The sequence below is a fragment of the Stenotrophomonas sp. 85239_Sma genome, assembly GCF_056481725.1.
This window is the reverse complement of sequence record NZ_CM151163.1, coordinates 2,995,244-3,021,202: the sequence shown is the minus strand read 5'-3', so window position 1 is coordinate 3,021,202 and position 25,959 is coordinate 2,995,244. Positions and strand designations below refer to the sequence as shown.

The 25,959-nt window shown below is 66.8% G+C and carries 20 protein-coding genes and 1 pseudogene; 14 read left to right on the top strand and 7 right to left on the bottom strand.

What is annotated here, in order from left to right:
- Positions 1-57: 57 nt before the first annotated feature.
- From ACYKG1_RS14155 to ACYKG1_RS14110, 10 genes and pseudogenes are all read left to right on the top strand, one after another.
- Entirely contained in the window at positions 58-357 is a 300-nt protein-coding gene (locus ACYKG1_RS14155; RefSeq protein ID WP_032129789.1) for a YciI family protein, read from the top strand.
- Positions 354-629, top strand: a complete 276-nt coding sequence (locus ACYKG1_RS14150) for a BolA family protein (protein WP_100473365.1) — start codon at positions 354-356, stop codon at positions 627-629. The genes ACYKG1_RS14155 and ACYKG1_RS14150 overlap by 4 nt, the downstream gene beginning before the upstream one ends.
- Positions 630-778: 149 nt before the next feature.
- A complete protein-coding gene (locus tag ACYKG1_RS14145; RefSeq protein WP_042358849.1) occupies positions 779-1,816 on the top strand; it encodes a LacI family DNA-binding transcriptional regulator in 1,038 nt (345 codons plus the stop codon).
- A 76-nt stretch (positions 1,817-1,892) separates the two neighbouring features.
- Positions 1,893-4,949 (top strand): TonB-dependent receptor, encoded by a 3,057-nt coding sequence (locus ACYKG1_RS14140; RefSeq protein WP_100473364.1) that lies wholly within the window; start codon positions 1,893-1,895, stop codon positions 4,947-4,949.
- 250 nt (positions 4,950-5,199) lie between these two features.
- Positions 5,200-6,804, top strand: a complete 1,605-nt coding sequence (locus ACYKG1_RS14135) for a glucoamylase family protein (RefSeq protein WP_100473363.1) — start codon at positions 5,200-5,202, stop codon at positions 6,802-6,804.
- A gap of 4 nt (positions 6,805-6,808) precedes the next feature.
- Positions 6,809-8,146, top strand: a complete 1,338-nt coding sequence (locus ACYKG1_RS14130; RefSeq protein WP_100473362.1) for a sugar ABC transporter substrate-binding protein — start codon at positions 6,809-6,811, stop codon at positions 8,144-8,146.
- Positions 8,143-9,024: a carbohydrate ABC transporter permease gene (locus ACYKG1_RS14125; protein ID WP_005410323.1), complete on the top strand. Its 882-nt coding sequence runs from the start codon at positions 8,143-8,145 to the stop codon at positions 9,022-9,024. The genes ACYKG1_RS14130 and ACYKG1_RS14125 overlap by 4 nt, the downstream gene beginning before the upstream one ends.
- The gene (locus ACYKG1_RS14120) at positions 9,021-9,857 is read left to right on the top strand and encodes a carbohydrate ABC transporter permease (RefSeq protein WP_053460869.1); all 837 of its coding nucleotides are present in this window, start codon (positions 9,021-9,023) and stop codon (positions 9,855-9,857) included. The genes ACYKG1_RS14125 and ACYKG1_RS14120 overlap by 4 nt, the downstream gene beginning before the upstream one ends.
- Positions 9,854-13,021: a discoidin domain-containing protein gene (locus ACYKG1_RS14115; protein WP_478470773.1), complete on the top strand. Its 3,168-nt coding sequence runs from the start codon at positions 9,854-9,856 to the stop codon at positions 13,019-13,021. The genes ACYKG1_RS14120 and ACYKG1_RS14115 overlap by 4 nt, the downstream gene beginning before the upstream one ends.
- Before the next feature lie 2 nt (positions 13,022-13,023).
- A pseudogene (locus ACYKG1_RS14110) lies at positions 13,024-13,919 on the top strand (endonuclease/exonuclease/phosphatase family protein).
- Between the two features lie 171 nt (positions 13,920-14,090).
- Here ACYKG1_RS14110 and ACYKG1_RS14105 read toward each other — a convergent pair.
- Positions 14,091-17,354, bottom strand: coding sequence for an Rne/Rng family ribonuclease (locus ACYKG1_RS14105; RefSeq protein WP_262082711.1), 3,264 nt, complete (start codon positions 17,352-17,354; stop codon positions 14,091-14,093).
- 407 nt (positions 17,355-17,761) lie between these two features.
- On the opposite strand from ACYKG1_RS14105, the gene ACYKG1_RS14100 reads away from it, so the two are divergent.
- A complete protein-coding gene (locus tag ACYKG1_RS14100) occupies positions 17,762-18,736 on the top strand; it encodes an RluA family pseudouridine synthase (RefSeq protein ID WP_049401092.1) in 975 nt (324 codons plus the stop codon).
- A 54-nt stretch (positions 18,737-18,790) separates the two neighbouring features.
- On the opposite strand, the gene zupT is transcribed toward ACYKG1_RS14100, so the two are convergent.
- The 3 genes from zupT to ACYKG1_RS14085 form a co-directional block, all read right to left on the bottom strand.
- Positions 18,791-19,600: a zinc transporter ZupT gene (gene zupT, locus ACYKG1_RS14095; protein WP_100473358.1), complete on the bottom strand. Its 810-nt coding sequence runs from the start codon at positions 19,598-19,600 to the stop codon at positions 18,791-18,793.
- A 99-nt stretch (positions 19,601-19,699) separates the two neighbouring features.
- Positions 19,700-20,116 (bottom strand): energy transducer TonB, encoded by a 417-nt coding sequence (locus ACYKG1_RS14090; RefSeq protein WP_478470772.1) that lies wholly within the window; start codon positions 20,114-20,116, stop codon positions 19,700-19,702.
- A complete protein-coding gene (locus tag ACYKG1_RS14085; RefSeq protein ID WP_100473356.1) occupies positions 20,113-20,463 on the bottom strand; it encodes a 4a-hydroxytetrahydrobiopterin dehydratase in 351 nt (116 codons plus the stop codon). Before ACYKG1_RS14085 ends, ACYKG1_RS14090 begins: the two co-directional genes overlap by 4 nt.
- A 90-nt stretch (positions 20,464-20,553) precedes the next feature.
- On the opposite strand from ACYKG1_RS14085, the gene ACYKG1_RS14080 reads away from it, so the two are divergent.
- Both ACYKG1_RS14080 and ACYKG1_RS14075 read left to right on the top strand, forming a co-directional pair.
- Complete coding sequence (locus ACYKG1_RS14080; protein ID WP_100473355.1) at positions 20,554-21,153, top strand: NfuA family Fe-S biogenesis protein; 600 nt, start codon at positions 20,554-20,556, stop codon at positions 21,151-21,153.
- 10 nt (positions 21,154-21,163) lie between these two features.
- A complete protein-coding gene (locus ACYKG1_RS14075; protein WP_262082707.1) occupies positions 21,164-22,924 on the top strand; it encodes a hypothetical protein in 1,761 nt (586 codons plus the stop codon).
- Positions 22,925-23,109: 185 nt separating this feature from the next.
- On the opposite strand, the gene ACYKG1_RS14070 is transcribed toward ACYKG1_RS14075, so the two are convergent.
- A complete protein-coding gene (locus tag ACYKG1_RS14070; RefSeq protein WP_100473353.1) occupies positions 23,110-23,523 on the bottom strand; it encodes a barstar family protein in 414 nt (137 codons plus the stop codon).
- Complete coding sequence (locus ACYKG1_RS14065) at positions 23,520-23,981, bottom strand: guanyl-specific ribonuclease (protein ID WP_100473352.1); 462 nt, start codon at positions 23,979-23,981, stop codon at positions 23,520-23,522. Before ACYKG1_RS14065 ends, ACYKG1_RS14070 begins: the two co-directional genes overlap by 4 nt.
- Before the next feature lie 218 nt (positions 23,982-24,199).
- Between ACYKG1_RS14065 and ACYKG1_RS14060 the strand changes: the two genes are divergently transcribed.
- Entirely contained in the window at positions 24,200-24,811 is a 612-nt protein-coding gene (locus ACYKG1_RS14060) for a superoxide dismutase (protein ID WP_005410310.1), read from the top strand.
- 170 nt (positions 24,812-24,981) lie between these two features.
- Here the strand turns inward: ACYKG1_RS14060 and ACYKG1_RS14055 are convergent, their stop codons facing one another.
- The gene (locus ACYKG1_RS14055) at positions 24,982-25,818 is read right to left on the bottom strand and encodes an endonuclease/exonuclease/phosphatase family protein (RefSeq protein WP_262082706.1); all 837 of its coding nucleotides are present in this window, start codon (positions 25,816-25,818) and stop codon (positions 24,982-24,984) included.
- Positions 25,819-25,959 lie beyond the last annotated feature (141 nt).

Genomic DNA, 25,959 nt, shown 5'->3' with positions numbered 1-25,959 from the left:
ACGAGGGCCGCATTGGCTAGAATCTGCGGACCCGACAACGCAAGCGAGGAAATGCCGGTGTGGTATGTGATCGAAGGGTATGACGGCCAGGATGTGCTGGCGCAGAGGCTGCAGGCGCGGCCGGAACACCTGGCGCGGCTGCACGCGCTGCGCGACGAGGGACGCCTGCTGCTGGCCGGGCCGTGCCCGGCGGTGGACAGCGAAGACCCGGGCCCGGCCGGTTTCAGTGGTTCGGTGGTGATCGCGCAGTTCGAGTCGCTGCTGCAGGCCCAGGCCTGGGCCGATGCCGACCCATACGTGGCCGCCGGCGTCTACACCCGCGTGCAGGTGCGCCCGTTCCGCAAGGTCCTGCCGTGAACGCGGAGCGGATCGAACGGATCCGTGACGCACTGCAGCAGGCGCTGTCCCCCAGCGTGCTCGAGATCGAGGATGACAGCCATCGCCATGCCGGCCATGCCGGTGCCCGCGACGGGCGCGGCCATTTCAACGTGCATGTGGTCAGTGAACGCTTCGCCGGCCTGGCTCCACTGGCCCGGCATCGGGCGATCTATGCCGCGCTGGGGTCGATGATGGACACCGATATCCACGCGTTGTCCATCCGCGCGCACACCCCGTCAGAACAGGGCTGAGCCCTTGTCCCGCACTGTCCGGGTGGGTCCTTCGTGGGCCGTGCTGCGGACAGATTTTCATGTCCATTTCGGGACATTCGCCTAACGGACTGTTTACAAGCCCAGATGGAAACGCTTACATTCCGCGCCAATGCTGGTAGGTCCAAGCCGTGGAGGGCGGCTTCGTGAACAAGGCAGCTATCACAATCAAAGACGTCGCACGCGAAGCCCGGGTCTCCGTGGCCACGGTTTCCCGCGCGCTCAACGGGCATGAAAATGTCGCCGAACCGGTCCGCCAGCTTGTGCTGGAGGTGGCCGCCCGGCTGCGTTACACCCCGCACGCCGCCGCCCGCAGCCTGAGCAGCCGCCGCACCAATACGGTGGGCGTGGTGCTGCCCGACCTGTACGGCGAATTCTTCTCCGAGCTGATGCGCGGCATCGATGGCGTGGCCCGCAACCGCCGCCAGCACCTGCTGGTGTCCAGCTACCACGGTGACCAGGAACAGCAGGGCGCGGCCCTGCGTGCCATGCGAGGCCGCGTCGACGGCCTGCTGGTGCTCTCGCCGTATGCCGAGAGCCCGGGCTTCCTGACCGACAACCTGCCGCAGTCGTTGCCGACGGTGTTGATCAACACCTATCTGCCCGGGCAGGACCACCCGGTGCTGAGCATCGACGACCACGCCGGTGCGATGGCGATGACCCGCCACCTGCTGGACGCTGGCCACCGCCGCATTGCATTCATTTCTGGCCCGGACCTCAACTTCGACGCGCGCGAGCGCCTGCGCGGCTTCCGTGACGCGCTGGTGGCTTTTGGCAGTGGCGCCGAGGGCATCGAGCTGCCCGGTGATTTCGACGAAGCTTCCGGCCATCGCGCCGGTCAGGAGTTGCTGGCAGCCGGAGCGCTGCCCGATGCCGTGTTCGCCGCCAACGACATGATGGCCCTGGGCTGCCTGTATGCGTTCACGCAGGCAGGGGTGCGTGTCCCGGCCGATGTGGCCCTGGCGGGTTTCGATGACATTCCTCTGGCGCGTTTCGTCCACCCGTCGCTGACCACCATGCAGGTCAGCATCGCCGAGCTCGGCGACCGGGCCATGACGCGCCTGCTGCAGTTGATGGACGGCACCTCCACGGATGGGACAGGGGACAAGCAGACCCTGGTTCCCCGCTTGATAGTTCGCGATTCCACCACTCCGCCATCGGGCCGTTGAAGCCAGAGGCGTTCCTTCTTTTCTGATTGATCGCAGGGACCGCGCAAGCGGTTACCGCCACCCGGAGATTGAGTTGATGATGCATACCACCTTCCGCACGCCGGCGCGCCGGCTGCTGAGCACCGCGCTGGTCAGCTGCCTGATGCTGGCTGCTGCTCCGAACGTCATGGCGCAGTCGGCCAATGCCAGCCTTCGCGGCCAGGTCGCCGGCGCGCAGGCAGGCACCGAAGTCACCGCCACCAACGTGGCCACCGGTACCGTCCGTCGCGGCACCATCCGCGCCGACGGCAGTTATTCGCTGATGGGCCTGGATCCGGGCACCTACGACGTGGTCGCCAACGGCCAGACCCAGAAGGTCACCGTCACCGTGGCCTCGACCGCCACGCTGAACTTCGCCGGCGCTGCCAGCAGCACCCCGGGTTCGACCGCGGCCACCAACCTGGACACCGTCAACGTCGTCGCGCCGACCCTGCTGCAGGAAGTGCGCACTTCGGAAGTCGGCAAGACCGTCAGCCTGCAGCAGATCCAGACCACCCCGCAGGTGTCGCGCAACTTCCTGGAGTTCGCCGACGCGGTGCCGGGCCTGATCTTTACCCGCGATGCCAAGGGCAACACTTCGCTGCGCGGCGGTGCCACCAATGCCGACGGCACCAACGTGTACATCGACGGCGTGGGCCAGAAGAGCTACGTCAAGGGCGGCGGCGTAGCCGGCCAGTCCGGCAGCGCCGGCAACCCGTTCCCGCAGCTGGCCATCGGCGAATACAAGGTCATCAGTGGCAACTACAAGGCCGAGTACGGCCAGGTCTCCAGTGCTGCGGTGACCGCTGCGACCAAGTCCGGTACCAATGAATTCAAGGGTGAGGCGTTCTACCGCTACACCGACGAGGACATGCGCGCCAAGACCCCGGCCGAGCGCCAGGGGGGCAAGGACAAGATGGTCTCGGCCGAGAAGGAATACGGTTTCGCCCTGGGCGGCCCGATCATCCAGGACAAGGCCCACTTCTTCGTGACCTACGAAGCGAAGCGCTTCGACCTGCCGGTCACCATCGCGCCGGATGGCGCCGTCACCGGGGCCGCCGGCCTGCTGCCGCCCGCCGGCGCCGCCGGCCTCGGCCCGGCCAGCCAGCCGTTCAAGCAGGACCTGATCTTCGGCAAGATCGACTTCGAGCCGACCGACAACGATCGCATCGAGCTGACCTTCCAGGACCGCGACGAGACCCAGTCGCAGTTCAGCGGCCAGACCTCGCCGGAAGCGGGCCGCGAAGTGGTCAACACTGACCGTCGTTACGCTCTGCGCTGGAACCACAGCGGCGAGCGCTACTACAACGAGTTGATGCTCACCCACGAAGATTCGTTCAACAACCCCAACCCGCTGACGCTGGCCAACGGCATCACCTACACCGCGCCGGATGGTACCGAAGACCGCACCGTGGTGAAGATCGGCGGTGCCTCGGCGCTGGATTCACAGGTGAAGGGCCAGAAGGGCTGGTCGATCGAGGACAACCTGACCCTGGACGGCATCCAGTGGGCCGGCGACCACACCATCAAGATGGGTGTGAAGTACAAGCAGATCGACCTGTACGCTTCCGATGCGGCACAGATCAACCCGACCTTCACCTACACACTGGGCGACCCGGATTTCGGCTCCGACATTCCGTACAAGGCGCAGTTCGTCAAGCCGGTGACCGGCGTGTCGGGTGTTTCCGGGGAAGTGCGTTCGAAGTCCAAGCAGTACGGTGTGTTCATCCAGGACGACTGGCAGGTCAATGACCACCTGCAGATCAACCTCGGCCTGCGCTGGGACTACGAAAAGACCCCGTCGTACCTGGACTTCGTGACCCCGCAGCAGGTGGTCGACGCCATCTATTCGCAGGATCCGCGCGCGCCTGCCGGGCAGACCTACGCCGATTCGTTGGCACTGGGCGGCCTGGACATCAGCGACTACATCAGTAACGGCCACAACCGCAAGGCGTTCAAGGATGCCTGGCAGCCGCGCCTGGGCTTCTCGTATGACATCAATGCCGACGAGCAGCATGTGATCCACGGCGGTGCCGGCCGTTCCTACGACCGCGATCTGTTCGACAACCTGCAGCTTGAAACCACCAAGCTGGCCCTGCCGCAGCCGACCATCTACTTCCGCAACCCGGCCACCGGCACCTGCATCAACGGCCAGGCCGCCTGCTATGACTGGAATCCGAACCTGCTCAATGGCATCGGTAACCTGCAGGCACTGGTCGGTGCGACCAGCAATGCCGGTCTTGAAGTGGATCTGCTGAACAACAAGCTGAAGGCACCGTACTCGGATCAGTTCAGCCTCGGTATGAGCAACCAGATCGGTGACTGGCTGACCGACGCCACCATCGCACGTACCCTGAGCTACGACGGCTTCGCCTTCACCCTGGGCAACCGTTACCCGACCGGCCAGTTCTTCGATGATCCGCGCCTGTGCGGTGGCACCGACCCGGGCCTGAGCCAGGCGTGGAGCTGCAATGTGCCTGGCTTCGGCAGCCTGATCATCGGCCAGCAGGGCATCAAGACCCGTGCCACCCAGATCCTGTTGTCGGCGCAGAAGCCGTTCACCAAGGAAAGCGGCTGGGGCACGTCGATTGCCTATACCTGGACCACCGCCCGCCACAACCGCGATATCAACGAGAAGTACGCGTTTGACCGCGGCCTGATCGGTGACTACCCGACCATCCGCTCCAACGGTGCGCCGCGCCATCGCCTGGTGGTGACCGGTTCGTACGCCGGCTTCTGGGGCATCACCTTCGGCGGCAAGATCACCCTGGCCACCCCGACCGCCGTCAACGACTGGTACCCGGTGATGCAGGCCAGCGGCTACACGCTGCCGACCCCGCAGGCGGCCGTGCCGAATGCCACCGGCAAGTTCCTGGTGGGTGGCAAGATCTTCGGTTACCGCTCGGTCGACCTGCAGGCGACGAAGACGTTCAAGCTGGCGGGCAACACCGAGCTGTACGCCCGCCTGGACATCATCAATGTGTTCAACTTCGACAACTTCTCCACCTACAACTACGTCAAGACCAACGGCAAGCTGCAGGCCAGCTACAACGAGACCGGTGAAATCATCGGCACCCCGCGCCAGGTCAAGGCCGAAGTGGGCTTCCGCTTCTAAGCGGACACCCTGAAGCAGTACCCCGATGCCGCCGGTCCGCCGGCGGCATCGGCAGGATGAACAATGGCAATGGCCGGCCTCGTGCCGGTCCATTGCCCACGCCGCTGCCGGCCAGGGGGCAGCGGCGTGGGCAATGATCGCGGTGTCAGGCCACGTTTTTCGTGGTTTTTTCAGGGCGCACCTTGTAAACGATTTCAGATCATTGGACGTTATGCTTTCCCATCGATCAGACCACCGGAGAAATCGCGCCATGCAGGCACGCCATCTGTTGTCCGCCGCAGCGTTGAGCCTGGCCGTGGCCGCCTGCCAGCCGGCCCAGCAGGAGCCTGCCAAGCCACGCCCGCCGGTGATCCTGATCGAGGCCGACGCACCGCCGCGACCGATGAAGCCGGAGTTGCCGCCGCTGTTCGATGACATCGAGCGCCGCACCTTCCAGTTCTTCTGGGACACCACCAACGAGATCAACGGGCTGACCCCGGACCGCTACCCGTCGCGGCCGTTCGCCAGCATTGCCTCGGTCGGCTTCGCGCTGACCGCGTACCCGATCGGCATCGAGAACGGCTGGGTCAGCCGCAACCAGGCGATCGACCGCACCCTGACCACGCTGAAGTTCTTCCGCGACGTGCCGATGGGCCCGCAGCGCACCGGCAAGGCCGGCTACAAGGGCTTCTACTACCACTTCCTGGACATGCAGGAAGGCCGTCGCTACGACAGCTGGGTTGAACTGTCCTCGGTGGATACCGCGCTGCTGATGATGGGCGTGCTGTTCGCGCAGTCGTACTACGATGGCGACGATCCGCGCGAGAAGGAAATCCGCCAGATCGCCGATACGCTGTACAAGAAGGTCGACTGGCCGTGGCTGCAGCAGCGTGCGCCGCTGATCTCGATGGGCTGGTTCCCGGAGAGCGGCTTCATCGACCACGACTGGATGGGCTACAACGAGGCGATGATGGTCTACATCCTCGCCCTGGGCTCGCCGACGCACCCGGTCAGCCCGGACGCGTGGACGGTGTGGACGCGCACCTACGACAACGACTGGGGGGTCTACCAGGGCCAGGAATACCTGTCCTTCGGCCCGCTGTTCGGCCACCAGTACAGCCACGTCTGGATCGACTTCCGCGACATCCAGGATGCGTACATGCGCGAGCGTGGCAGCACCTATTTCCTCAACAGCCGCTCGGCCGCCCTGGCCCAGCGCGAATACGCCATCGCCAACCCGATGCAGTGGAAGGACTATGGCGAGAACGTCTGGGGCCTGACCGCCAGCGATGGTCCGCAGAACACCACGCAGGAGTACCGCGGCGAGCAACGCCAGTTCCGCCACTACTCCTCGCGCGGCGCCGGCCTGCGCGAGAACTTCGATGACGGCACCATCGCCCCGACCGCTGCAATTGCATCGGTGGTGTTCGCCCCCGAGCAGGTGATCCCGGCCACGCTGGAAATGCACAAGCGCTACGGTGACTACATCTATTCCAGCTACGGATTCCTGGATTCGTTCAACCCCAGCTTCAACTACGACATCCCGATCAAGACCGGTCGCCTGGTGCCGGATCGTGGCTGGGTCGCCAGCGACTACATCGCCATCGACCAGGGGCCGATCCTGACCATGATCGCCAACTACCGCGACGACTTCGTCTGGGAAGTGATGAAGAAGAACCCGTATATCCGCAAGGGCCTGGAGCGGGCCGGGTTCAGCGGTGGCTGGCTGGCGCCGGAAGGCTCGTTCCAGCCGCTGGAACTGCAGAAGGACGAAAAGGCCGCGGCAGCACGCGCGGTGGGTATCGCCGAATCACGCGCGGCTGCCGCGCAGGAACAGAAGAACAATGCCAACCGCACCACAGGCCAGGGCAAGTAACCCGATGCCGAACTGGATCGACCGCCTGCGCCGTTGGGCGCTCCCTGCCCTGGCCGTGTTGGCCGTGGCCGGCTGCGCCCGTACCGAACCGGGCACCACCGTGCGTTTCTGGGCGATGGGCCGCGAAGCCGAGGTGGTCAGCGAGCTGATCCACGAATTCGAGGCCGAGAATCCCGGCATCAAGGTGGATGTGCAGAACATCCCGTGGACCGCCGCGCATGAGAAGCTGCTGACCGCGTTCGCCGCCGACGGCCTGCCGGACGTGTGCCAGCTGGGCAACACCTGGGTGCCGGAGTTCGCCGAACTCGACGCGCTGACTCCGCTGCAGCCGTTCGTGCAGCGCTCCACCGTGGTCGACCCGAAGGACTACTTCCAGGGCATCTGGGATACCAACGTGATCCATGGCGAACTGGTCGGCGTGCCGTGGTATGTCGATACGCGCCTGATCTACTACCGCAAGGATCTGCTGGCCAAGGCCGGCTACGACCACCCGCCGCGCACGTGGCAGGAATGGGAGGAGCAGATGGCGGCGATCAAGCGCATGCAGGGCCCGAACCGCTACGCGGTACTGATGCCGATCAACGAATTCGAGCAGCAGCTGTCGCTGGCCTTGCAGCAGCCCGACCCGCTGCTGCGCGACGATGACACCCGCGGCAATTTCGCCAGCCCGGGGTTCCGCCGCACGCTGGCCTTCTACGCCAACATGTTCGAGCAGGGCTGGGCGCCGAAGATGTCCGAGACGCAGATTTCCAACGTCTGGGACGAATTCTTCCGCGGCTTCAACGTGTTCTACATCTCCGGCCCCTGGAACATCCGCGAGTTCAAGAAACTGCAGCCGAAGGAACTGGAAGGGCAGTGGGGCACCGCCGCGCTGCCGGGGCCGGATGGTCCGGGCGCGGGCATCGCCGGTGGCACCAGCCTGGTGATCTTCCGCAAGTCGCAGCAGAAGGAGGCTTCCTGGAAGCTGATCGAATTCCTGTCGCGCCCGGAAATCCAGGCGCGCTTCCATTCGATCATCGGCGACCTGCCACCGCGCCGCAGTGCATGGAATGCACCGTCACTGGCCAACGATCCGCTGGCAGCTGCGTTCCGCGATCAGCTGGAGCGGGTCAGGCCGACGCCGAAGGTGCTCGAATGGGAGCGCATCGTGCAGGAAATGCGTATCGTCACCGAGAAGGTGGTGCGTGGTGGCCTGGCGCAGGACAAGGCCGTGGAAGAGCTGGACCAGCGCGTGGACAAGGTGCTGGCCAAGCGCCGCTGGATGCATGAACAACAACGCCTGCAGGAGCGCGCGCCGTCGCCGCAATCGAGCAGCGCCGTGGCCGCCGGGAGCGCGCAATGAAACGTACTTCGCTGGCCGGCTGGATCTTCGCCGGCCCCTCGCTGATCGTGCTGGGCGTGTTCTTCGGGCTGCCGGTCGCCTCGGCGCTCGCGCTGAGCGTGACCGACTTCGACCTCTATGCGCTGGCCGACAGCAGCAACCTGCGCTTCGTTGGCCTGGGCAACTACATCGACCTGCTGCAGACGCCGATGTTCTGGAAGTCGCTGTGGAACACCACCTACTTCGTGCTGATCGGCGTGCCGTTGTCGATCGGCGTGTCGCTGGGCGCGGCGATGCTGCTCAATGCGCCGGCCGCGCGCTTCAAGGCGCTGTTCCGCACGGCCCTGTTCGCACCGGTGGTGACCACGCTGGTGGCGGTGGCGGTGATCTGGCGCTACCTGTTCCATACCAGCTATGGCTTGGTGAACTACGGCCTGGGCCATCTGGGCATCAGCCCGATCGACTGGCTGGGCGATCCCAACTGGGCGATGCCGACCATCATGCTGTTCGCGGTGTGGAAGAACTTCGGCTACAACATGGTGATCTTCCTGGCCGGCCTGCAGGCGATCCCGCATGACCTGTACGAAGCGGCGCGCATCGACGGCGCCTCACGCTGGAAGCAGTTCCTGCACATCACCCTGCCGATGCTCGGGCCGGTGCTGCTGGTGGTCGGCGTGATCACCGTGTCCGGCTACTTCCAGCTGTTCGCCGAGCCGTATGTCATGACCCGCGGCGACCCGCTGCAGAGCACCGTCAGCGTGCTGTATTTCATGTTCGAGGAAGGCTTCAAGTGGTGGAACCTGGGACGCGCCTCCGCCGTGGCGTTCCTGCTGTTCCTGATCATCCTGGCGGTGACCACCGTGATGCTGCGTTTCGGCCGCAAGAGGCAGTTGGTATGAGTCGTGAAATCGGCCAGTCGCGCTGGTACCCGTGGATGATCAATGGTGCGTTGCTGGTGCTGGCCCTGGTCAGCCTGGCACCGCTGCTGTGGATGGTCTCGGTCTCGTTCATGCCGCAGGGCGAGGCCAGTCATTTCCCGCCGCCGCTGCTGCCGTCGAGCATCACCACGCACAACTACCATGAGCTGTTCGCGCGAACCGGCATGGGCGGCAACTTCGCCAACAGCCTGCTGGTGTCGCTGGGCATCACGCTGGGTTCGTTGCTGCTCAACACCATGGCCGGTTACGCGTTCGCCAAGCTCAATTTCGTCGGCCGCGAGCGCCTGTTCCAGGTGCTGATGGCGGCGCTGGTGATTCCGGCGCAGGTGGCGATGCTGCCGCTGTTCCTGCTGATGAAGCAGCTGGGGCTGGTCAACAGCTTTGGCGGCGTGATCGTGCCGGCGCTGGCCAGCGTGTTCGGCATCTTCCTGGTACGCCAGTACGCGCGTTCGATTCCGGACGAACTGCTGGAGGCGGCCCGCATCGACGGGGCAGGGGAGCTGCGCATCTTCTTCCAGATCGTGCTGCCGATGCTCAAGCCGGTGCTGGTGACCCTGGCGATCTTCACCTTCATGGGCGCGTGGAACGATTTCATGTGGCCGCTGATCGTGTTGACCGACCAGGAGCACTACACTTTGCCGGTGGCGCTGGCCACCCTCTCGCGCGAGCACATCATGGACGTGGAAATGATGATGGCCGGCGCGGTGGTCACCGTGGTTCCGGTGCTGGCGCTGTTCCTGGTGCTGCAGCGGTACTACATCCAAGGTCTGTTGCTGGGGAGCGTCAAGGGATGAAGCGAGCGATCGCCGTTGGACTGGGCCTGTTGTGGACCTCCGTGGCGATCGCCGCACCACCGGCGCTGCCGGCACCGAAGGTGCTGGACGACTTCGACGACATCGCGGCCTGGAAGCTGGTGCTGTCCGACCAGGTCAGTGGTTCGCTGCGGCCGGTGAGCGGTGCCGGTGGTGGCCGCGCCCTGTGCCTGGACTACGATTTCCACAAGGTCTCCGGCTACGTCGGCATCCGCCGCGCGCTGAACATCGACTACCCGGTCAACTACCGTTTCGGTTTCCAGCTGCGCGGTGATTCGCCGGCCAACGACCTGCAGTTCAAGCTGATCGACGCCAGCGGCGACAACGTCTGGTGGGTCAATCGCCCGGGCTACAGCTTCCCCAAGGCGTGGACGCCGGTCGAGTACCGCCGTCGCCAGATCGACAAGGCGTGGGGGCCGTCGCCCGGGAAGGAGATGGCACGCAGCGCCGCGGTCGAGTTCACGATCTACAGCAAGGTCGGCGGCCGCGGCACGGTGTGTTTCGACAAGCTGACCCTGCAGGGCCTGCCGCCGCAGGATGATTCGGCACTGGTGCCATCGGTGATCGCCGACACCGCCACCGCGCTGCAGGACCGCATGATCGATGGCAAGGGCGACACGTTCTGGATCAGCGGCGGGGTCAAGCAGCAGACGGTCAGCCTGGATCTGCACAAGAGCCGCGAGATCGGTGGTGCGGTGATCGACTGGCTGCCGAACCTGGAAGCCAACCGCTACACCGTGCGGATCTCCCAGGATGGCCGGGACTGGCGCACCGTGCGCGAGGTGACCGGCGGTGCCGGTGGCCGCGATTGGCTGGCGCTGCCGGACACCGACGCGCGCTACGTACGCTTCGATCTGCTCGATGGCCCGAACTGGCGCTATGGCATCCGTGACATCACGCTCAAGCCGCTGGCCTTCGCCGCCACGCCAAACGCGTTCCTGTCCTCGGTGGCGGCCGACCTGCCGCGCGGCTCGCTGCCGCGCGCGTATGTGGACGAACAGCCGTACTGGACCCTGCTCGGCCTCGATGGCGGCCAGGAACAGGCGTTGATCAGCGAGGACGGTGCGCTGGAGCCGGCCAAGGGCAGCTTCAGCATCGAGCCGTTCGTCCGCCTCGACGGCAAGCTGCTGGACTGGTCGAAGGTCGCCATCACCCAGTCGCTGCAGGATCACTACCTGCCGATCGCCAATGTCGATTGGGTGCACGAGAAGGCCGGCCTGGCGGTGACCGGCTTCGTGCAGGGCACGCCCGAGCGCGCGCAGTTGATCGGCCGCTACCGGCTGAGCAATCCGGACAAGGTGGCGCACGAGTACACCCTGGCGCTGGCGATCCGACCATGGCAGGTCAACCCGCCGACCCAGTTCCTCAATACCGTCGGCGGCTTCAGCCGCATCGATGCACTGGATGTGGGCGAACAGTTGGTGCGCATCAACGGCGAGCCGCGCATCTATCCGCTGCAGGTGCCGGATGCCCGCTTTGCGAGCACGTTCGATGGCAAGCTCGATGCGATGCACCTGGCGTCCGGAAAGTATCCGGCCAGTACGGTGGTGAAGGACAGCACCGGCATGGCGTCTGGCGCGCTGCTGTATACGATCAAGCTGGAACCCGGCCAGAGCCGTGAAGTGGCGGTGGTGCTGCCGCAGACCGGCGGCTGGGCGCCGCAGGCGCTGGACGTGGCCAAGGCGCAGGCGCAGGTGGCCGAGCAGTGGCGGCAGAAGCTGGGCGCGGTCTCGTTGCAGGTACCTGCTGCGGGCCAGGCACTGGTCGACACCCTGCGCACCGCAGTGGCACACATGCTGATCTCGCGGGTTGGCCCGCGCCTGCAGCCGGGCACGCGCTCCTACGCGCGCAGCTGGATCCGCGATGGCGCGATGATTTCCGAGGGCCTGCTGCGCATGGGGCGCAGCGACGCCGTGCGTGACTACATCAACTGGTATGCGCCTTACCAGTTCGAGAACGGCAAGGTGCCGTGCTGTGTCGATGCACGTGGCAGCGACCCGGTGCCGGAGAACGACAGCCACGGCGAGCTGATCTACAGTATCGCCGAATATGGGCGTTATACCGGTGACAGCACCTTCGCCGAGCTGATGTGGCCGCATGTGCAGGGCGCCTACCGCTACATGGAGCAACTGCGCGCCAGCGAGCGCACGGACGAGAACCGTGCGCGCAATCCGGCGTTCTACGGGATGATGCCGGCTTCGATCAGCCACGAAGGCTATTCGGCAAAGCCGATGCACTCGTACTGGGACAACTTCTGGGCGTTGCGCGGCTACAAGGACGCGGCAATGCTGGCGGCCCAGCTGGGCAAGGTCGAGGCGATGCAGATCGCCGAATCGCGTGACCAGTTCCGTGATGACCTGCAGGCCTCGCTGCTGTCGGCGATGCAGCAGCACAACATCGACTACCTGCCGGGTTCGGCCGAGCTGGGCGATTTCGACGCGACCTCCACCACCATCGCACTGGCGCCAGGCGGCGAGCAGGGCCGCCTGCCGCAACAGGCACTGGATGCCACCTTCGAGCGTTACTGGAAGGAGTTCGTGGCCCGTCGCGACGGCAAGCGCGAGTGGAAGGACTACACGCCCTACGAGTGGCGCAACGTGGCCGCCTTCGTCCGCATGGGCTGGCGTGATCGCGCCTGGCAGGCGACCGAATTCTTCTTCAAGGACCGTGCGCCGCAGGCCTGGAACCAGTGGGCCGAAGTGGTCTCGCGCACGCCACGCAAGCCGTTCTTCGTCGGTGACCTGCCGCATGCCTGGGTAGCCTCGGACTTCGTGCGCTCAGCCCTGGACATGTTCGCCTACAGCCGTGACATGGACGATGCGCTGGTGCTTGCCGCCGGCATTCCGACGGCCTGGTTGCAGGGCGAGGGCATCGCCGTGCAGGGCCTGCGCACGCCGCAGGGCCAGCTCAACTACCGCCTGCAGCGCAGCGACAAGCAGCTGGTGCTGGAGGTGCAGCCGGGCCTGGTGCCACCGGTCGGTGGCGTGGTGCTGCCGTGGCCGTACGCCGGTGATCCGGGTGAGGCGACCATCAACGGTGAAGCGGCCGAATGGATCAACAAGGAACTGCACGTGCACCAGCTGCCGGCGCGGGTCGAGATCGATGTACCGAGCGCGGTGCGCCGCGCCGAGCGCAAGGGGCAGTAACGATGAAGCAACAGGGGGCGAGGGTGCGCGCGATGGCGCGTGCCCTGGGGCTGGCGATCGCGTTGGCATTGCCGCCGCTGGCGCTGGCAGCCGTGCCGCAGGTCGCGTCGCCAGCGGCGGAGATTGCCAGCGGGCCAGGCATGAGCATGGTCACCTTCAACCTGCACCATGACCGCGAGGACTGGCCCAGCCGTCGCCGCACCATCCTGGCCGAACTCAAGCGCCTGCAGCCCGATGCCATTGCGTTGCAGGAGGTGATCCAGCGCCGCAACGTGCGCAACCAGGCGCAATGGCTGGCCAGTCAGCTCGGTTACAGGTACATCTTCGTCTCCACCGATCCGGTCGGGGCCGCCAAGCGTTACGGCAACGCACTGCTGAGCCGGCGCCCGATCCTGGCCCAGGGTGACCACCTGCTGCAGCCACTGGATGACTACCGTACCGTTGCGCACCTGCGCACCTGCGCATCGACGTGGACGGTCACCCGGTGAACGTCTATGCCACGCATCTCAATGAGCGTAGTGACGAACGCGGCCAGCGCATCCGCCGCGTCCAGGTCGAGGATCTGCTGCGCTTTGTCGCCACCACCTCGGCCGGTGCGCCGGTGGTGATTGCCGGCGATTTCAACGCACTGGTGGATGCCGGCGACCTGAGCGAGCTGCGCAGCCATTACGGCGACAGCTACGGCAGCGTCCACGTCAACACCGACCTGGCCGGGGTCAGCACGTTGAACCGGCACTACTACCAGGCGCCCTCGCGGATCGACCACATCTTCTTCCAGCAGGACGGGATGGTCGCGCGCGAGGCGAAGCTCCTGTTCGACCAGCCCGACGACAGCGGCCGGTGGGCCTCGGACCACTACGGTGTGTGGACCCGCCTGCAGTTCGCGCCGGCGCGCTGATGCCCTGGCAGGTGCCAACCTTGGTTGGCACGGACGTGTCCGCGTTCGCTCCAACAACGGCACCAACCAAGGTTGGCCTCTACCAGAGCGCTGCACGCGCCCGGCGCACAAACAAAAACGGCGGGGATCCGTGATCCCCGCCGTTTCGTTTTCTACGCGATCAAGGCGCGATCAGTTCGCCGGCGGCGTGCGCTTGGCGGCGTCTTCGTCTTCTTCCTCGGCCTTGGCTTCGGCGGCCTGCGCGGCGGCGTCGGTGTGACCATCGGCGACCGGATCGATCGACGGCGTCACCACCGCCTCGGCGACGGGGGCAGCGGCTTCCACCGGCGCAGCTTCGACCGCTACCGGAGCGACCGGCTGTTCGGCGACCGGCGCCGTCTCGACGACTGGCTTGGCTTCAACCGCGGGAGTGGCATCCACCACCGGGGCAACCTCGACCGCCGCCGGCTGGGTTTCAACCACCGGGGCCGCTTCAACAACCTGCGCCTTCGATTCCACGATCGGAGCAGCCTCGGCCACGACCGGCTTCACTTCGACCACCGGAGTGGCCTCAGCGACCGGGGCTACCTCAGCCACCACCGGCTTCGCTTCGACCGCCGGGGCTGACGCTGCCACCGGCTGGGCCGGGGTCGCAGCGTCAATGGCATCGAGCATGCTGGTCTGCACCGGCGAGGACACCGCTTCGGTCTTCGCAGCAGCTTCGACCGGGGTCTCCCCTTCAGCCATGACCGGGGCGGCGGCTTCTACCACGGCGGTGCTCACCACCGCGACCGGCGCGGCCACAACGGCAGCGGCGGCGCGGACCGGCTTCGCGGCGTCTGCGGTCGGCTCGACTTCATCATCGAAGTCAAATTCCGGCTGCGAACGGGCCGGCTGCGCAGCAGCCACCGGAGCCGATCCAGCGGTGTTGTCGACGTTCGGCTCGGCGCCATCGGCGTCATCGTTGTCGTCACCCTCGTCCTGGTCATCGCCTAGGACGTCGCTGCCGGCGGCATTCTCGGCGCCACCGCGACGACGGCGACGGCCGCCGCGACGGCCGCGACGACGGCGAGTCGCGCCTTCGCCGGCCTGGTCACCATTGGCGTCGGTTGCAGCTTCGTCAGTGCTCACAGCAACCGCCTCGGCTTCGTTGCCCGCGTTGGCTGCGGTATCGACCGCTGCAGCGGCTTCGACCGGCGCGGAGGCGGCCGGTGCCACCGGAGCCGCCGGCGCGGTAGCTTCCTGGGCGGTCACCACGTTGGCGGCGACAGCCGTGGCGGCCACGGCGGCAGCCGCGGTCACGACTTCGGCCGGTGCTTCGGCGGCGTTGCGCTGCGGCTTCTCCGCCGGCTTGTCACCGTCCTGCTGCGGGCGCGGCTGCTTGGGCTGCTTCAGCTTCGGCTGCTGCTGGTTCTGGTTCTGGTTCTGGTTCTGGCCCTGCTGCTCGTTGCGCGGCTTGTTCTGCTGCTGCGGCTGCTGCTGGCCATCCTTCTGCTTGCCCTGCTGCGGCTGCTGCTGGGCATTGCCGTTGCGGCCGTCCTTGCGCTGCTCACCGCGCTCCTTGCGGTTGCCGCCATCTTTCTGCTGCTGCGCATTGCCGTTGCCGCCGGCGTTGCCACGGCTGTCGTCGCGGCGATCCTTGCGGTCCTTGTTGCGATCCTTGTTGCGGTCCTTGCGGCCGCCGTCCTGCTGCGGGCGGGCGACCGGAGCCGCCGGTGCCGGCGCCGGCGCCGGTTCGCCACCGAACACGCGCTTGAGCCAACCGATCACGCCGCCGCTCGAGGCGGGCGCCACCGGCGCTGCCACGACCGGGGCCGGAGCGGCTGCGGCCGGCTCCACTTCCTCGCGCACGGGGGCGGGGGAGGTGTGCTTGACCTGGGTCACCGCCGGCGGCGGGATGTTCAGCTGGCCCTTGGTCAGGGCGTGCACCGGCAGCTTGCGCGGGGTGCCGCGCTGATAGCTGGGCTTGGTGCTCTCTTCGCCCAGCTCGTTCTCGCGCAGGCGGGTCACGGCGTAGTGCGGGGTGTGCAGCTGCTCGTCGGCGACGATCACGATCGGCGCCTCGTGGCGCTGTTCGATCTCGCGCAGGGCGCTGCGCTTCTCGTTCAGCAGGTAATTGGCGATCTCCACCGGAGCCTGCACCAGCACCTGCCCGGTGTTTTCCTTCATCGCATGCTCTTCGGCGACGCGGATGATCGACAGCGACAGCGACTCGACGCTGCGCATGCGGCCGTGGCCGTCGCAGCGCGGGCAGACGATCTGGCTGGATTCACCCAGGCTCGGGCGCAGGCGCTGGCGGCTCATTTCCAGCAGGCCGAAGCGCGAGATGCGGCCGACCTGCACACGCGCACGGTCGTACTTCAGCGCGTTGGCCAGGCGGTTCTCGACCTCGCGCTGGTGCTTGTTGGAGGCCATGTCGATGAAGTCGATGACCACCAGGCCACCCAGGTCGCGCAGGCGCAGCTGGCGGGCCACTTCCTCGGCCGCTTCCAGGTTGGTCTGGAACGCGGTGTCCTCGATGTCGCTGCCCTTGGTGGCGCGCGAAGAGTTCACGTCGACCGCGGTCAGTGCTTCGGTCTGGTCGACCACGATCGAGCCGCCCGACGGCAGTCGCACGTTGCGCTCGTAGGCGCCTTCGATCTGCGACTCGATCTGGAAGCGGTTGAACAGCGGGATATCGTCCTTGTAGTGCTTGAGCTTGCGCAGGGTCTGCGGCATCACCTGCTGCATGAACTCGCGGGCGTGCTCGTACATCTCCTCGGTGTCCACCAGGATCTCGCCGATGTCGGCGCGCAGGTAGTCACGCAGGGCGCGCACGATCAGGCGCGATTCCTGGTAGATCAGGAACGGGGCCGGCTTGCTCAGCGCGGCTTCGGCGATGGCGCGCCAGACGTTGAGCAGGTAGTCCAGATCCCACTGCAGCTCTTCGGCATCGCGGCCGACGCCTGCGGTGCGGATGATCACGCCCATGTCGTCGGGGATGTTCAGCTTGTCCAGGGCGTCCTTGAGGGCGGCCCGGTCTTCGCCTTCGATGCGACGGGAGACACCGCCCGCGCTCGGCGAGTTCGGCATCAGCACCATGTAGCGGCCGGCCAGGGAGATGAACGTGGTCAGGGCGGCGCCCTTGTTGCCGCGCTCTTCCTTGTCCACCTGGACGACGATTTCCTGGCCTTCCTTCAGCAGCTCGCGGATGCCGGCCTTGTTGTGGTCGACACCGGCCTGGAAGTAGTCGCGGGAGATTTCCTTCAGCGGCAGGAAGCCATGGCGGCCACCGCCGTACTCGACGAAGGCGGCTTCCAGCGAGGGCTCGATGCGGAAGATCCGGCCCTTGTAGATGTTCGACTTCTTCTGTTCCTTCGACGGCTGTTCGATGTCGATGTCATACAACGACTGGCCATCCACGATGGCAACACGCAGCTCTTCAGCCTGCGTGGCGTTGATCAGCATTCGCTTCATTGTTGCGTTCCTCGCAAGCGGCTACCGCGCGGAACGCCATGGGGTTTCGCCTCTGGACACGGCTCGCCGCCCATTCGCGCAAGCGCGGGGAGGGCGGCTTGGGTTTCCAGCGCTACGACACCACGGCAGGCCGCGGGAGCGCTTCACTCTTATGGGTTTTGGGTGTTGCAGGGCCGCAGGCAGCTGTCAGCCAGGCTGGAGCGCCACGCGGGACATGTTCAGCACGGTTGCGTGTCAGGCATCCGGCGATGGCCGGGAAGGCCGGTGAGCCGCTAACATGGCCGCCCCGCGGGCGGTGGTCGCGCACTGTGCCGGATTCGTCGGAAGCTGGGCTTCTGGCCCTGAGTAACTTCCAACGAAATCAATCCCTTATCTCGCCCCCCGAGTGTAACAGAATAAACAGCCTGATGACCGCCCAAGACCCGACCAAACCCGCTGGCGACAAGCCTTCCGTGCGCATGATCACCGTTCCCGCCGACCGCGCGGGGCAGCGCCTGGACAACTTCCTGCTCGGCCAGCTGAAGGGCGCCCCGCGCAGCCTGGTCTACAAGCTGGTGCGCAGCGGCCAGGTGAGGGTGAACGGTGGCCGCGCCAAGGCCGAACGCAAGCTGGAGGCCGGTGACGAAGTGCGCGTGCCGCCGGTTCGTCTCACGGAAGAGGGAGACAAGGCCGGTCCGCCGGAGGCGTTCATGCGCCGCCTGGAGCAGGCCATCGTCTTCGAGGATGCCCGCCTGCTGGCCCTGAACAAGCCCACCGGCGTTGCCAGCCACGGCGGCAGCGGCATCAGCTTTGGCGCCATCGAGACCCTGCGCGCCCTGCGCCCGGGCCAGACCCTGGAGCTGGTCCACCGGCTGGATCGCGACACCTCGGGCCTGCTGATCGTGGCCAAGAAGCGCTCGGCGCTGAGCGAATTGCAGGCACTGCTGCGGGAAGACCACGGCGCCGGCATCCGCAAGCGCTACCTGACCCTGCTGGCCGGACGCATGCCCGATGGCGTGATGACGGTCGACGCGCCGCTGCACGTGGGCCTGCGCCAGGGCGGCGAGCGCCATGTGCAGGTCAATGCGATCGGCAAGGAGTCGATCAGCCACTTCCGCGTGCTGGAGCGCCGCGGTGGTCATTCCTACTGCGAGGTCCGCATCGAGACCGGGCGTACCCACCAGATCCGCGTGCATGCCCAGCATCTGGGGCACCCGGTGGCCGGTGACGACAAATACGGCGATCCCGCCGTCAACAAGCGGCTTCGTGAGCAGATCGGGCTGAAGCGCCTGTTCCTGCATGCGGCCTCGCTGGAGTTTGCCCTGGACGACGGCAAGAGCCCGTATGTGCTGAACGCACCGCTGGCCGATGAGCTGGTCGAGGCGCTGGACCGGCTCCGCTGAAGCTTGCCCCGGGCCGTGCCCGGCGCTCCCCTGTAAAAGCGAGCCGCAAGCCCCTCACCACTTGAACAGCACCAGGCTGATCGCCAGCGTGCCCATGCCTGCGACCAGTCCATAAACCGTCTCGTGGCCCTTGGCATAGCGCTTGGCCGCTGGCAGCAGTTCATCCAGTGCCAGGAACACCATCACGCCGGCGATCAGCCCGAACACCCAGCCGAAAGTGGCGTGCGACAGTGATCCGGACAGCAGCACGTAACCGATCGCCGCGCCCACTGGCTCGGCAAGGCCGGACAGCAGGCTGGCGGTGAATGCGTAGAGCTTGTTCTGGGTGGCGAAATACACCGGCACCGCGATCGCGATGCCCTCGGGGATGTTGTGGATGGCAATGGCGAAGGCCAGCGGCATGCCCACCGACGGGCTCTCCAGTGTCGCGAAGAAGGTCGCCAGGCCTTCCGGGAAGTTGTGCGCGGTGATCGCGACCGAGGTCAGCAGGGCGACGCGCTTCAGGTACTCGCGGCTGTTCTCGCGGAATGCGGGATCCTGCTTGTCCAGGCTTTCATGCGGGTTGGGGATGAAATGGTCGATCAGCACGATGACGATCACGCCCAGCAGGAAGGCCAGGGTGCCGTAGGTGAAGCCGGTGCGCTCGCCATAGGCCATGGCGAACGAGGCAATGGACTTGTTGAGGATTTCCGACAGCGACACATAGACCATCGCGCCACCGGCAAAGGCCAGGCCGAAGGCCAGCAGGCGCGGGTTGGGGCGGCGCGAGAACAGCACCAGCAGGCTGCCGATGGCGGTGGCCAGGCCGGCTGCGAGGGTGACCGCCAGTGCGATCCAGACATTTTCGGGGGGAATCTGCAGCATGTACCGACGCGGTCCTGGTCAACAGACAACCGCCCCGGATGAAGCCGGGGCGGGGGAGGGCGAGGCGGGCGTCGGCTGGCCTCGTCGGGGCGCGCGGGATCAGCCGCCGCGGCGCAGGCGCTCTTCGATGGCGAAGCACTGGTCCGGCTTCGGCTGCGGCGGGTTGAAGCTGACCGGCACCTGGATGGTGGCCGGCACCGCAGCGCCGTTGCGGGTAGCCGCCTTGAACTGCCAGCCCTGCACGGCGGTCCTGGCCAGTTCGTCCAGCTGCGGGTTGCCGGCACCGCTCAACAGCGCGATGTCGCTCGGCTTGCCGTCGGTACCGATGGTCACCTTGAAGGTGCTGGTGCCGCCTACGCCCATGCAGGCCAGTTCAAGCGGATACTGCGGCGGCGGCGTCTTCACTGCGGCCACTTCGGTCGGCGGCGGCGGTGGCTGTGCCGGCGGTTCGGACGCGCCACAACCGGCCACGCCGGCCGCAGCGATCAGGGACAGGCTCAGCAAACGTACGTTCATGGCAGTTGCTCCGTCAGGGCCGAAGTCTTCGCCGCGCAGATGAAATCGTTCTCGCTCAGGCCACCCACATCGTGGGTGGAGAAGCGCACGACCGCACGGTCGTAGTGCACGCCCAGGTCCGGATGATGGTCCTCGCGGTGGGCAACCCAGGCCAACGCATTCACGAAGGCCATGGTGGCGTAGTAATCCTTGAAGCGGAACGTGCGCGACAGGGCCTGGCCACCCTCGCTCAGCTCCCAGCCGGGAATCTGCGGCAACAGTTCGGCCAGGCGGGCTTCGCCAAGCTTGTGGTCGCTGCCTTTGCGTGGCACGCAACGGGCCTGGGCCAGTGGAATCAGGTCGGCCATGGGAATCTCCACCTCGTGTTGACTGAACAATGCGCCGGACGGTGTATAAACCGAATGAGCGGCTGACGCTTACTTGGCTAGAATAGCCTGATGATCCAGATCTCCGACACTGCCCAGACCCATTTCCGCAAGCTGATCGAACGCGAGGCCGTGCCCGGCATGGGCGTGCGCCTGAGTGCGGTCGACCCCGGCACCCCGCGCGCCGATGCCAGGCTGGAATTCGCCGAACCGACCGATCTGCTCGGCGATGAGTGGGCGGTGGACTGCGATGGTTTCACGCTCTATGTCGATGCCGGCAGCGTCGGCTGGCTCGATGGCGCCGAGATCGACATCGTTGCCGGCACCGCCGGTGCCCAGCAGCTGACCATCAAGGCGCCGCGCATCAAGGGGGAGGCGCCCGGTGATGCCGCCTCGCTGGTCGAGCGCGTGCACTGGGTGGTGGAGAACGAAGTCAATCCGCAGCTGGCCTCGCATGGCGGCAAGGTGGCCGTGCAGGAAGTCTCGTCCGATGGCGTGGTGCTGCTGCGCTTCGGCGGTGGCTGCCAGGGCTGCGGCATGGCCGACGTGACGCTCAAGCAGGGCATCGAAAAGACCCTGATGGGACGCGTGCCGGGCGTGACTGCCGTGCGCGACGCGACCGACCACGACAGCGGCCACGCGCCGTACATCCCGCGCGGCAACGTCGCCTGACCGCTGACGCGTGCCTCTGACCCGGGCCGAGCAACTCATCGATCTGCTGCTGGCGCGCCAGCAGCCCCGCGCCGTCCTCGAGAAGACTACGCGCCTGCCGTATGGCTGGGCGCTGTGGCTGCGCTCGATGGGGCCGTTGCCGCGCCCGTTCCATGCCCGCGACGTGATCGCCATCCTGCTGCCCCGCCCATTGCCCGGCCCGCCCGGACAGCTGCCGCAGCTGTCACCGTGGCAGGCACTGCGCCGTTTGTTCTGGCAGGACTGGGACGCTGCGCCGCGCGACCAGCGCTGGATGCGCTGGACCTCGGCACTGGCCAGTGCACTGCTGCACCTGCTGTTCTTCGTGTTGTTGCTTTGGGTGGCGGTGATCCGTACCACTGCGCCGGAAGAAGAGGGCGCCGAGGGCGAGCGGGTGCAGGTGGAGTTCGTCGGCCGTGCCACGCGGGAAGGCGGTGGCGATCAGCCGGGCGCCGAAGCGGCTGCGACCGCGGCGGCGGGTCGCGTTGCGCCGGGCCAGGAGGCGGGCGCTGCCACGGTCCCTGCGCCGCGTCCGGTGGCTGCCGAAGCCGCCGCCTCATCCCCGGCATCCGCGCCGACCGCCAGCGTTCCACCACCACCCGCCGAAGCCGAGCCGGCGCCGGTTGCCGCGCCGCCGCCTTCGCCCGTCCAGGCCACCGAAGTGGCGCAGGCCAGCACGGATTTCGTGGTGCCGCCGGTCAGTGTGCCGCGTACCGAAGTCAGCGTCGTACCGCGGGACAGCACACCCGCTGTGCGCGAGCGCAGCGTGCAGCCGGTGCAGGCGCCGCCGGCACCAAGCCAGGTGCGCATCCCGGAACTGGCCGTGCGCACGCCGCAGGTGCGTGACATCCAGGTGCGCGAACGCGAAGTCAGTACGGTCGATGCGCCGGACGTGCCACAACCGTTGCGTAGCGCGGAAATGCAGGTGCGCGTGCCGCAGCAGGACGTGCAGGTGCGCGAACGTGAAGTGCAGGCCGTGGTCGATCCGCAGGTGCGGATGGCGGCGGTGGCCGGGCGTGAGCCTGCCGTGCGCGTGCCCAGCGGCCGCGACGTGCAGGTGCGGGAACGTCAAGTGGCCTCCGCACCGGCGGTGGCACCCGCATCCTCCAGTGGCAGTGCCACGGCGACGCCTTCAGCTGTGGCCAATGGCAGCGCGGCGCAGGCGAGCAGCAGTACGCGTCCGTCAGCGTCCAGCAGTGCACCGGCGAACGCAGGAGCACGCCCAGCCCCCGATCCCGGCAACTGGGCGACGCCTGCCAAGGGCGATGACTGGGGGGCTTCCAGCCGCAACCGCGATGGCAGCAGCGACGGTGCCCGCCAGGCCAGCGCCGCTGGCAGGGGCAATGGCCTGTTCAATGCCGATGGCAGCGTGAGGGTGCCCGGCCAGGAAGGCGATGGCCATGCCGAGCGCGGTGCGCCCGGTGGCGCCAACGACAGCTGGAGCAAGGAGCGCATCGCGCAGTCCGGCACCTGGTTGAAGCGCCCGCCGTACGACTACACGCCGACCTCGTTCGACAAATACTGGGTGCCGCAGGAATCGTTGCTGGCCGAATGGGTCCGCAAGGGCGTCAAGGCGATGGAAATCCCATTGCCGGGCACCAACACGAAGATCTCCTGCGTCATTTCGATCCTGCAGGCCGGTGGCGGCTGTGGCCTGACCAACCCCAACATGCAGGACCAGCCGGCGGTGGCACGACCGCCGCCGGACATCCCGTTCAAGAAAGAGCTCCAGGAAGACAACGGGAGCCGCTAAGGGCTCCCGTTGTCCACGCATGTTTCCTTATCCCCGCGCCGTTGGCGCGCCCCCTTGAACAACAAGGGGGCTTTTCGATGGACCCATCGCGGGATGGGACGGCCATGCTGGCGCGCTTTGGCAGGTGCCAACCTTGGTTGGCACAGAAGCGCCGACCAAGGGTCGGCCTCCAACAGGACGTGCGCCTACGCGCTCTGCGACAGGAATACCCAGAACGGTACGTTGCGGCCGAGCCAGTCGCGGCTGGCCTCATCCATCACGTCCAGCAGGGTATCGAAGTCCTTCTGTGCACCGGCGCGCAGCGCATCCACGTCGGCCAGGAACAGCGCGTAGCCCTTGGCCTGCAGCCATTGCAGATCGCGCAGGTTGTCCGACAGCGCATCCCAGTTGCCGCCGAAGCCGGCCGGGAAATCCAGCTGCGCGGCCAGCCGGGCGAGCAGGGTGCGCTTGTCCGCCACGTTCTCCAGGTCGATGCGGATCACCTTCAGGCCGGCATCGCGCATCGCCGCGGCCAGTGCACTGATGTCGCCGCTGTCGATGGCGTAGACGCCGGCGTTGTTGATGTCATGCAGGCCGAGGCCGAAATCATCGTGGCTCATTGCTGCGCTCCCTGGGCCGGTACGGTGAAGCTGCGGAACGATGCGTAGTGGTCGTCGGTGTAGTACCACGCCTCCGGCGGATCGCCACCGGTGACGATGCGGCGCGTGCCGCGGGTGCGCGCACCGGGGGTGTCGACGGTGTATTCGCGGTAGTAGCCACGCGCGCGCTGCGGCAGTTGCTGCTCGCGATTGCCAAAGGTGCTGCCGTCCTGGCGATGCGGGAACGGGCCGCCGCGCTGGATCAGGGCGATGGTCGCGCGCGCTTCGGCAGGCAGGAACGCGGGAAGCCCGCTGTCCTTGCCGGGCGTTGCGGTGGCCGTGGCGGGTGCCGGCGCGGCCGGTGCTCCCTGCAGGCCGGGCGCGAACTGCGGTGCCGGCGGCCGCTGCAGGAAATGGTTGGCGACCAGGCCGAGCAGCAGCAGGGCGATGGCGGTGATCAGCAGCCGGGGGTTGCGCATGGGCAGGGCGGGCAAGGGCGATGCACGCACTGTAGCGCCTGCGTGCTGCACCGTGCATGAGGAGAGCATTGCGTCACTGCTGCGTAACAATTGCCGTCGTGCTCACTGGCAGGACGCAATTTCCTTTACATCCCCCTTGGTAATCTGGTGGTCTGTCCCCATCATTCACCGCGCACCGCCCGACACCGTCGGGTGCCCTCGCACTCAGGAGATGCATCATGGCCTACACCCTGCCCAAGCTGTCCTACGCCTACGACGCGCTGGAACCGCATATCGATGCGGCGACGATGGAGATCCATCACACCAAGCATCACCAGACCTACATCAACAACGTCAACGCGGCGCTGGAAGGCACCGAGTACGCTGACCTGCCGGTCGAAGAGCTGGTGAAGAAGCTCAAGTCGCTGCCGGAGAACCTGCAGGGCCCGGTGCGCAACAACGGTGGTGGCCACGCCAACCACTCGCTGTTCTGGACCGTGATGGCCCCGAATGCCGGCGGCAACCCGGTGGGCGACGTGGCCAAGGCCATCGACAAGGACCTGGGCGGCTTTGACAAGTTCAAGGACGCCTTCACCAAGGCAGCACTGACCCGTTTCGGCAGCGGCTGGGCGTGGCTGAGCGTGACCCCGGACAAGAAGGTCGTGGTCGAGAGCACCGGTAACCAGGACAGCCCGCTGATGGAAGGCAACACCCCCATCCTGGGCCTGGACGTGTGGGAACACGCGTACTACCTGAAGTACCAGAACCGCCGCCCGGAATACATCGGCGCGTTCTTCAACGTCATCGACTGGAACGAAGTCGAGCGCCGCTACCAGGAAGCGATCGCCTGATCGCGGTAACTGGATGAACGGAAAAGGCCGGGGGTGACCCCGGCCTTTTTTTTGCCAGCTTCCGGATGTCGGGCAGGACCTGGTGGGTGCCGACCTTGGTCGGCACGGGAGAGGGTGCGAGCGCAGTGGGAATGCGCCGACCAAGGTCGGCACCTGGGCCGAAGGCGGGGCTATTCGGCCGTGGGCGCATCGCCCTGCAGGCGCACCGTCGCCATCACGCCCAGGCGCAGGCCAGGCAGGTCGCCGTCGGCCGGCAGCAGGATGGGTTGCTGGCGGATGCCGCCGAAGTGCTTGACCTGGAACAGCACGTCCAGGCCATGGCCGCTGCTGCCACCACCACTGGCTGCAGGCGCTTCGGCGCGGCCGCCGGGATTACGCCGGGCCGGCTGGAAACCGGGGGTGCTGCGCACCAGTTCCACCGTGTTGGCCGAAAAATCGCCAGCAATCAGGCTGGGCATGCCTTCGGCGGTGGCGCCGATCCAGGTCATCAGGTCACTGGTCTGGTGCTGGCGGGCGGTGGCCTCGTCCGGGTCCGGGCGCAGCCGCGCCACATAGATGTTGACCAGCGCCTCGCCCAGCTTCAGCCGCATCATGCCGGCCGCGCTGAAGGTGCTGGGAGGATGCAGCAGGGTGACGCCATCCTCGCTGACCGGCAACCGGGTCAGCATGGCATTGCCATGCCGCAGCGGCTGGCTGGGCGGGTCGGCGGTAACGAAGTCGCAGCTGTAGCGCAGCCGGCTGGCCAGCCAGCAGGCCGGGTTGCGGCCTTGCTGCTGCAGCACCTGCTGCACCGAGATCACGTCCGGCTGCAGGTCGGTCAGCAGCTGCGCCACCTGCTCGCGGCGCTGCTTCCATTGCGTGTCATCGCGGCTGGGCAGTTCCAGCGCGGCCACGGTCAGTTGCCGGGGGGCGCCTTCACTGGCAGCGGCGCCCGGCGCCTGCGCCTGCAACGCCAGCAGCAGCACGAAACAGCTGAGCAGGAGACGGGCGTGGGCGAGGGGGCGCATAACGATAAGTTTACGCTTTTGTCGTGCAGGTGCCGTGACTTCCGGCGGGCCAGCACTGCCTGCCATGGATTGGCACCGTTGTCACGCAGCCCTGCAGCGTGCTTCGCAAGCCCCGCTTCCGGTAACCTTGCGGCTTTCGCT

Bases quoted from the DNA above. Each gene is read 5' to 3' on its own strand.
- ACYKG1_RS14080 (WP_100473355.1), top strand. From the start codon at position 20,554: ATGATCCAGATCTCCGACACTGCCCAGACCCATTTCCGCAAGCTGATC.
- ACYKG1_RS14065 (WP_100473352.1), bottom strand. From the start codon at position 23,981: ATGCGCAACCCCCGGCTGCTGATCACCGCCATCGCCCTGCTGCTGCTC.
- ACYKG1_RS14135 (WP_100473363.1), top strand. From the start codon at position 5,200: ATGCAGGCACGCCATCTGTTGTCCGCCGCAGCGTTGAGCCTGGCCGTG.
- ACYKG1_RS14105 (WP_262082711.1), bottom strand. From the start codon at position 17,354: ATGAAGCGAATGCTGATCAACGCCACGCAGGCTGAAGAGCTGCGTGTT.
- ACYKG1_RS14055 (WP_262082706.1), bottom strand. From the start codon at position 25,818: ATGCGCCCCCTCGCCCACGCCCGTCTCCTGCTCAGCTGTTTCGTGCTG.
- zupT (WP_100473358.1), bottom strand. From the start codon at position 19,600: ATGCTGCAGATTCCCCCCGAAAATGTCTGGATCGCACTGGCGGTCACC.
- ACYKG1_RS14100 (WP_049401092.1), top strand. From the start codon at position 17,762: ATGACCGCCCAAGACCCGACCAAACCCGCTGGCGACAAGCCTTCCGTG.
- ACYKG1_RS14090 (WP_478470772.1), bottom strand. From the start codon at position 20,116: ATGAACGTACGTTTGCTGAGCCTGTCCCTGATCGCTGCGGCCGGCGTG.
- ACYKG1_RS14130 (WP_100473362.1), top strand. From the start codon at position 6,809: ATGCCGAACTGGATCGACCGCCTGCGCCGTTGGGCGCTCCCTGCCCTG.
- ACYKG1_RS14115 (WP_478470773.1), top strand. From the start codon at position 9,854: ATGAAGCGAGCGATCGCCGTTGGACTGGGCCTGTTGTGGACCTCCGTG.
- ACYKG1_RS14070 (WP_100473353.1), bottom strand. From the start codon at position 23,523: ATGAGCCACGATGATTTCGGCCTCGGCCTGCATGACATCAACAACGCC.
- ACYKG1_RS14120 (WP_053460869.1), top strand. From the start codon at position 9,021: ATGAGTCGTGAAATCGGCCAGTCGCGCTGGTACCCGTGGATGATCAAT.
- ACYKG1_RS14060 (WP_005410310.1), top strand. From the start codon at position 24,200: ATGGCCTACACCCTGCCCAAGCTGTCCTACGCCTACGACGCGCTGGAA.
- ACYKG1_RS14125 (WP_005410323.1), top strand. From the start codon at position 8,143: ATGAAACGTACTTCGCTGGCCGGCTGGATCTTCGCCGGCCCCTCGCTG.
- ACYKG1_RS14085 (WP_100473356.1), bottom strand. From the start codon at position 20,463: ATGGCCGACCTGATTCCACTGGCCCAGGCCCGTTGCGTGCCACGCAAA.
- ACYKG1_RS14140 (WP_100473364.1), top strand. From the start codon at position 1,893: ATGATGCATACCACCTTCCGCACGCCGGCGCGCCGGCTGCTGAGCACC.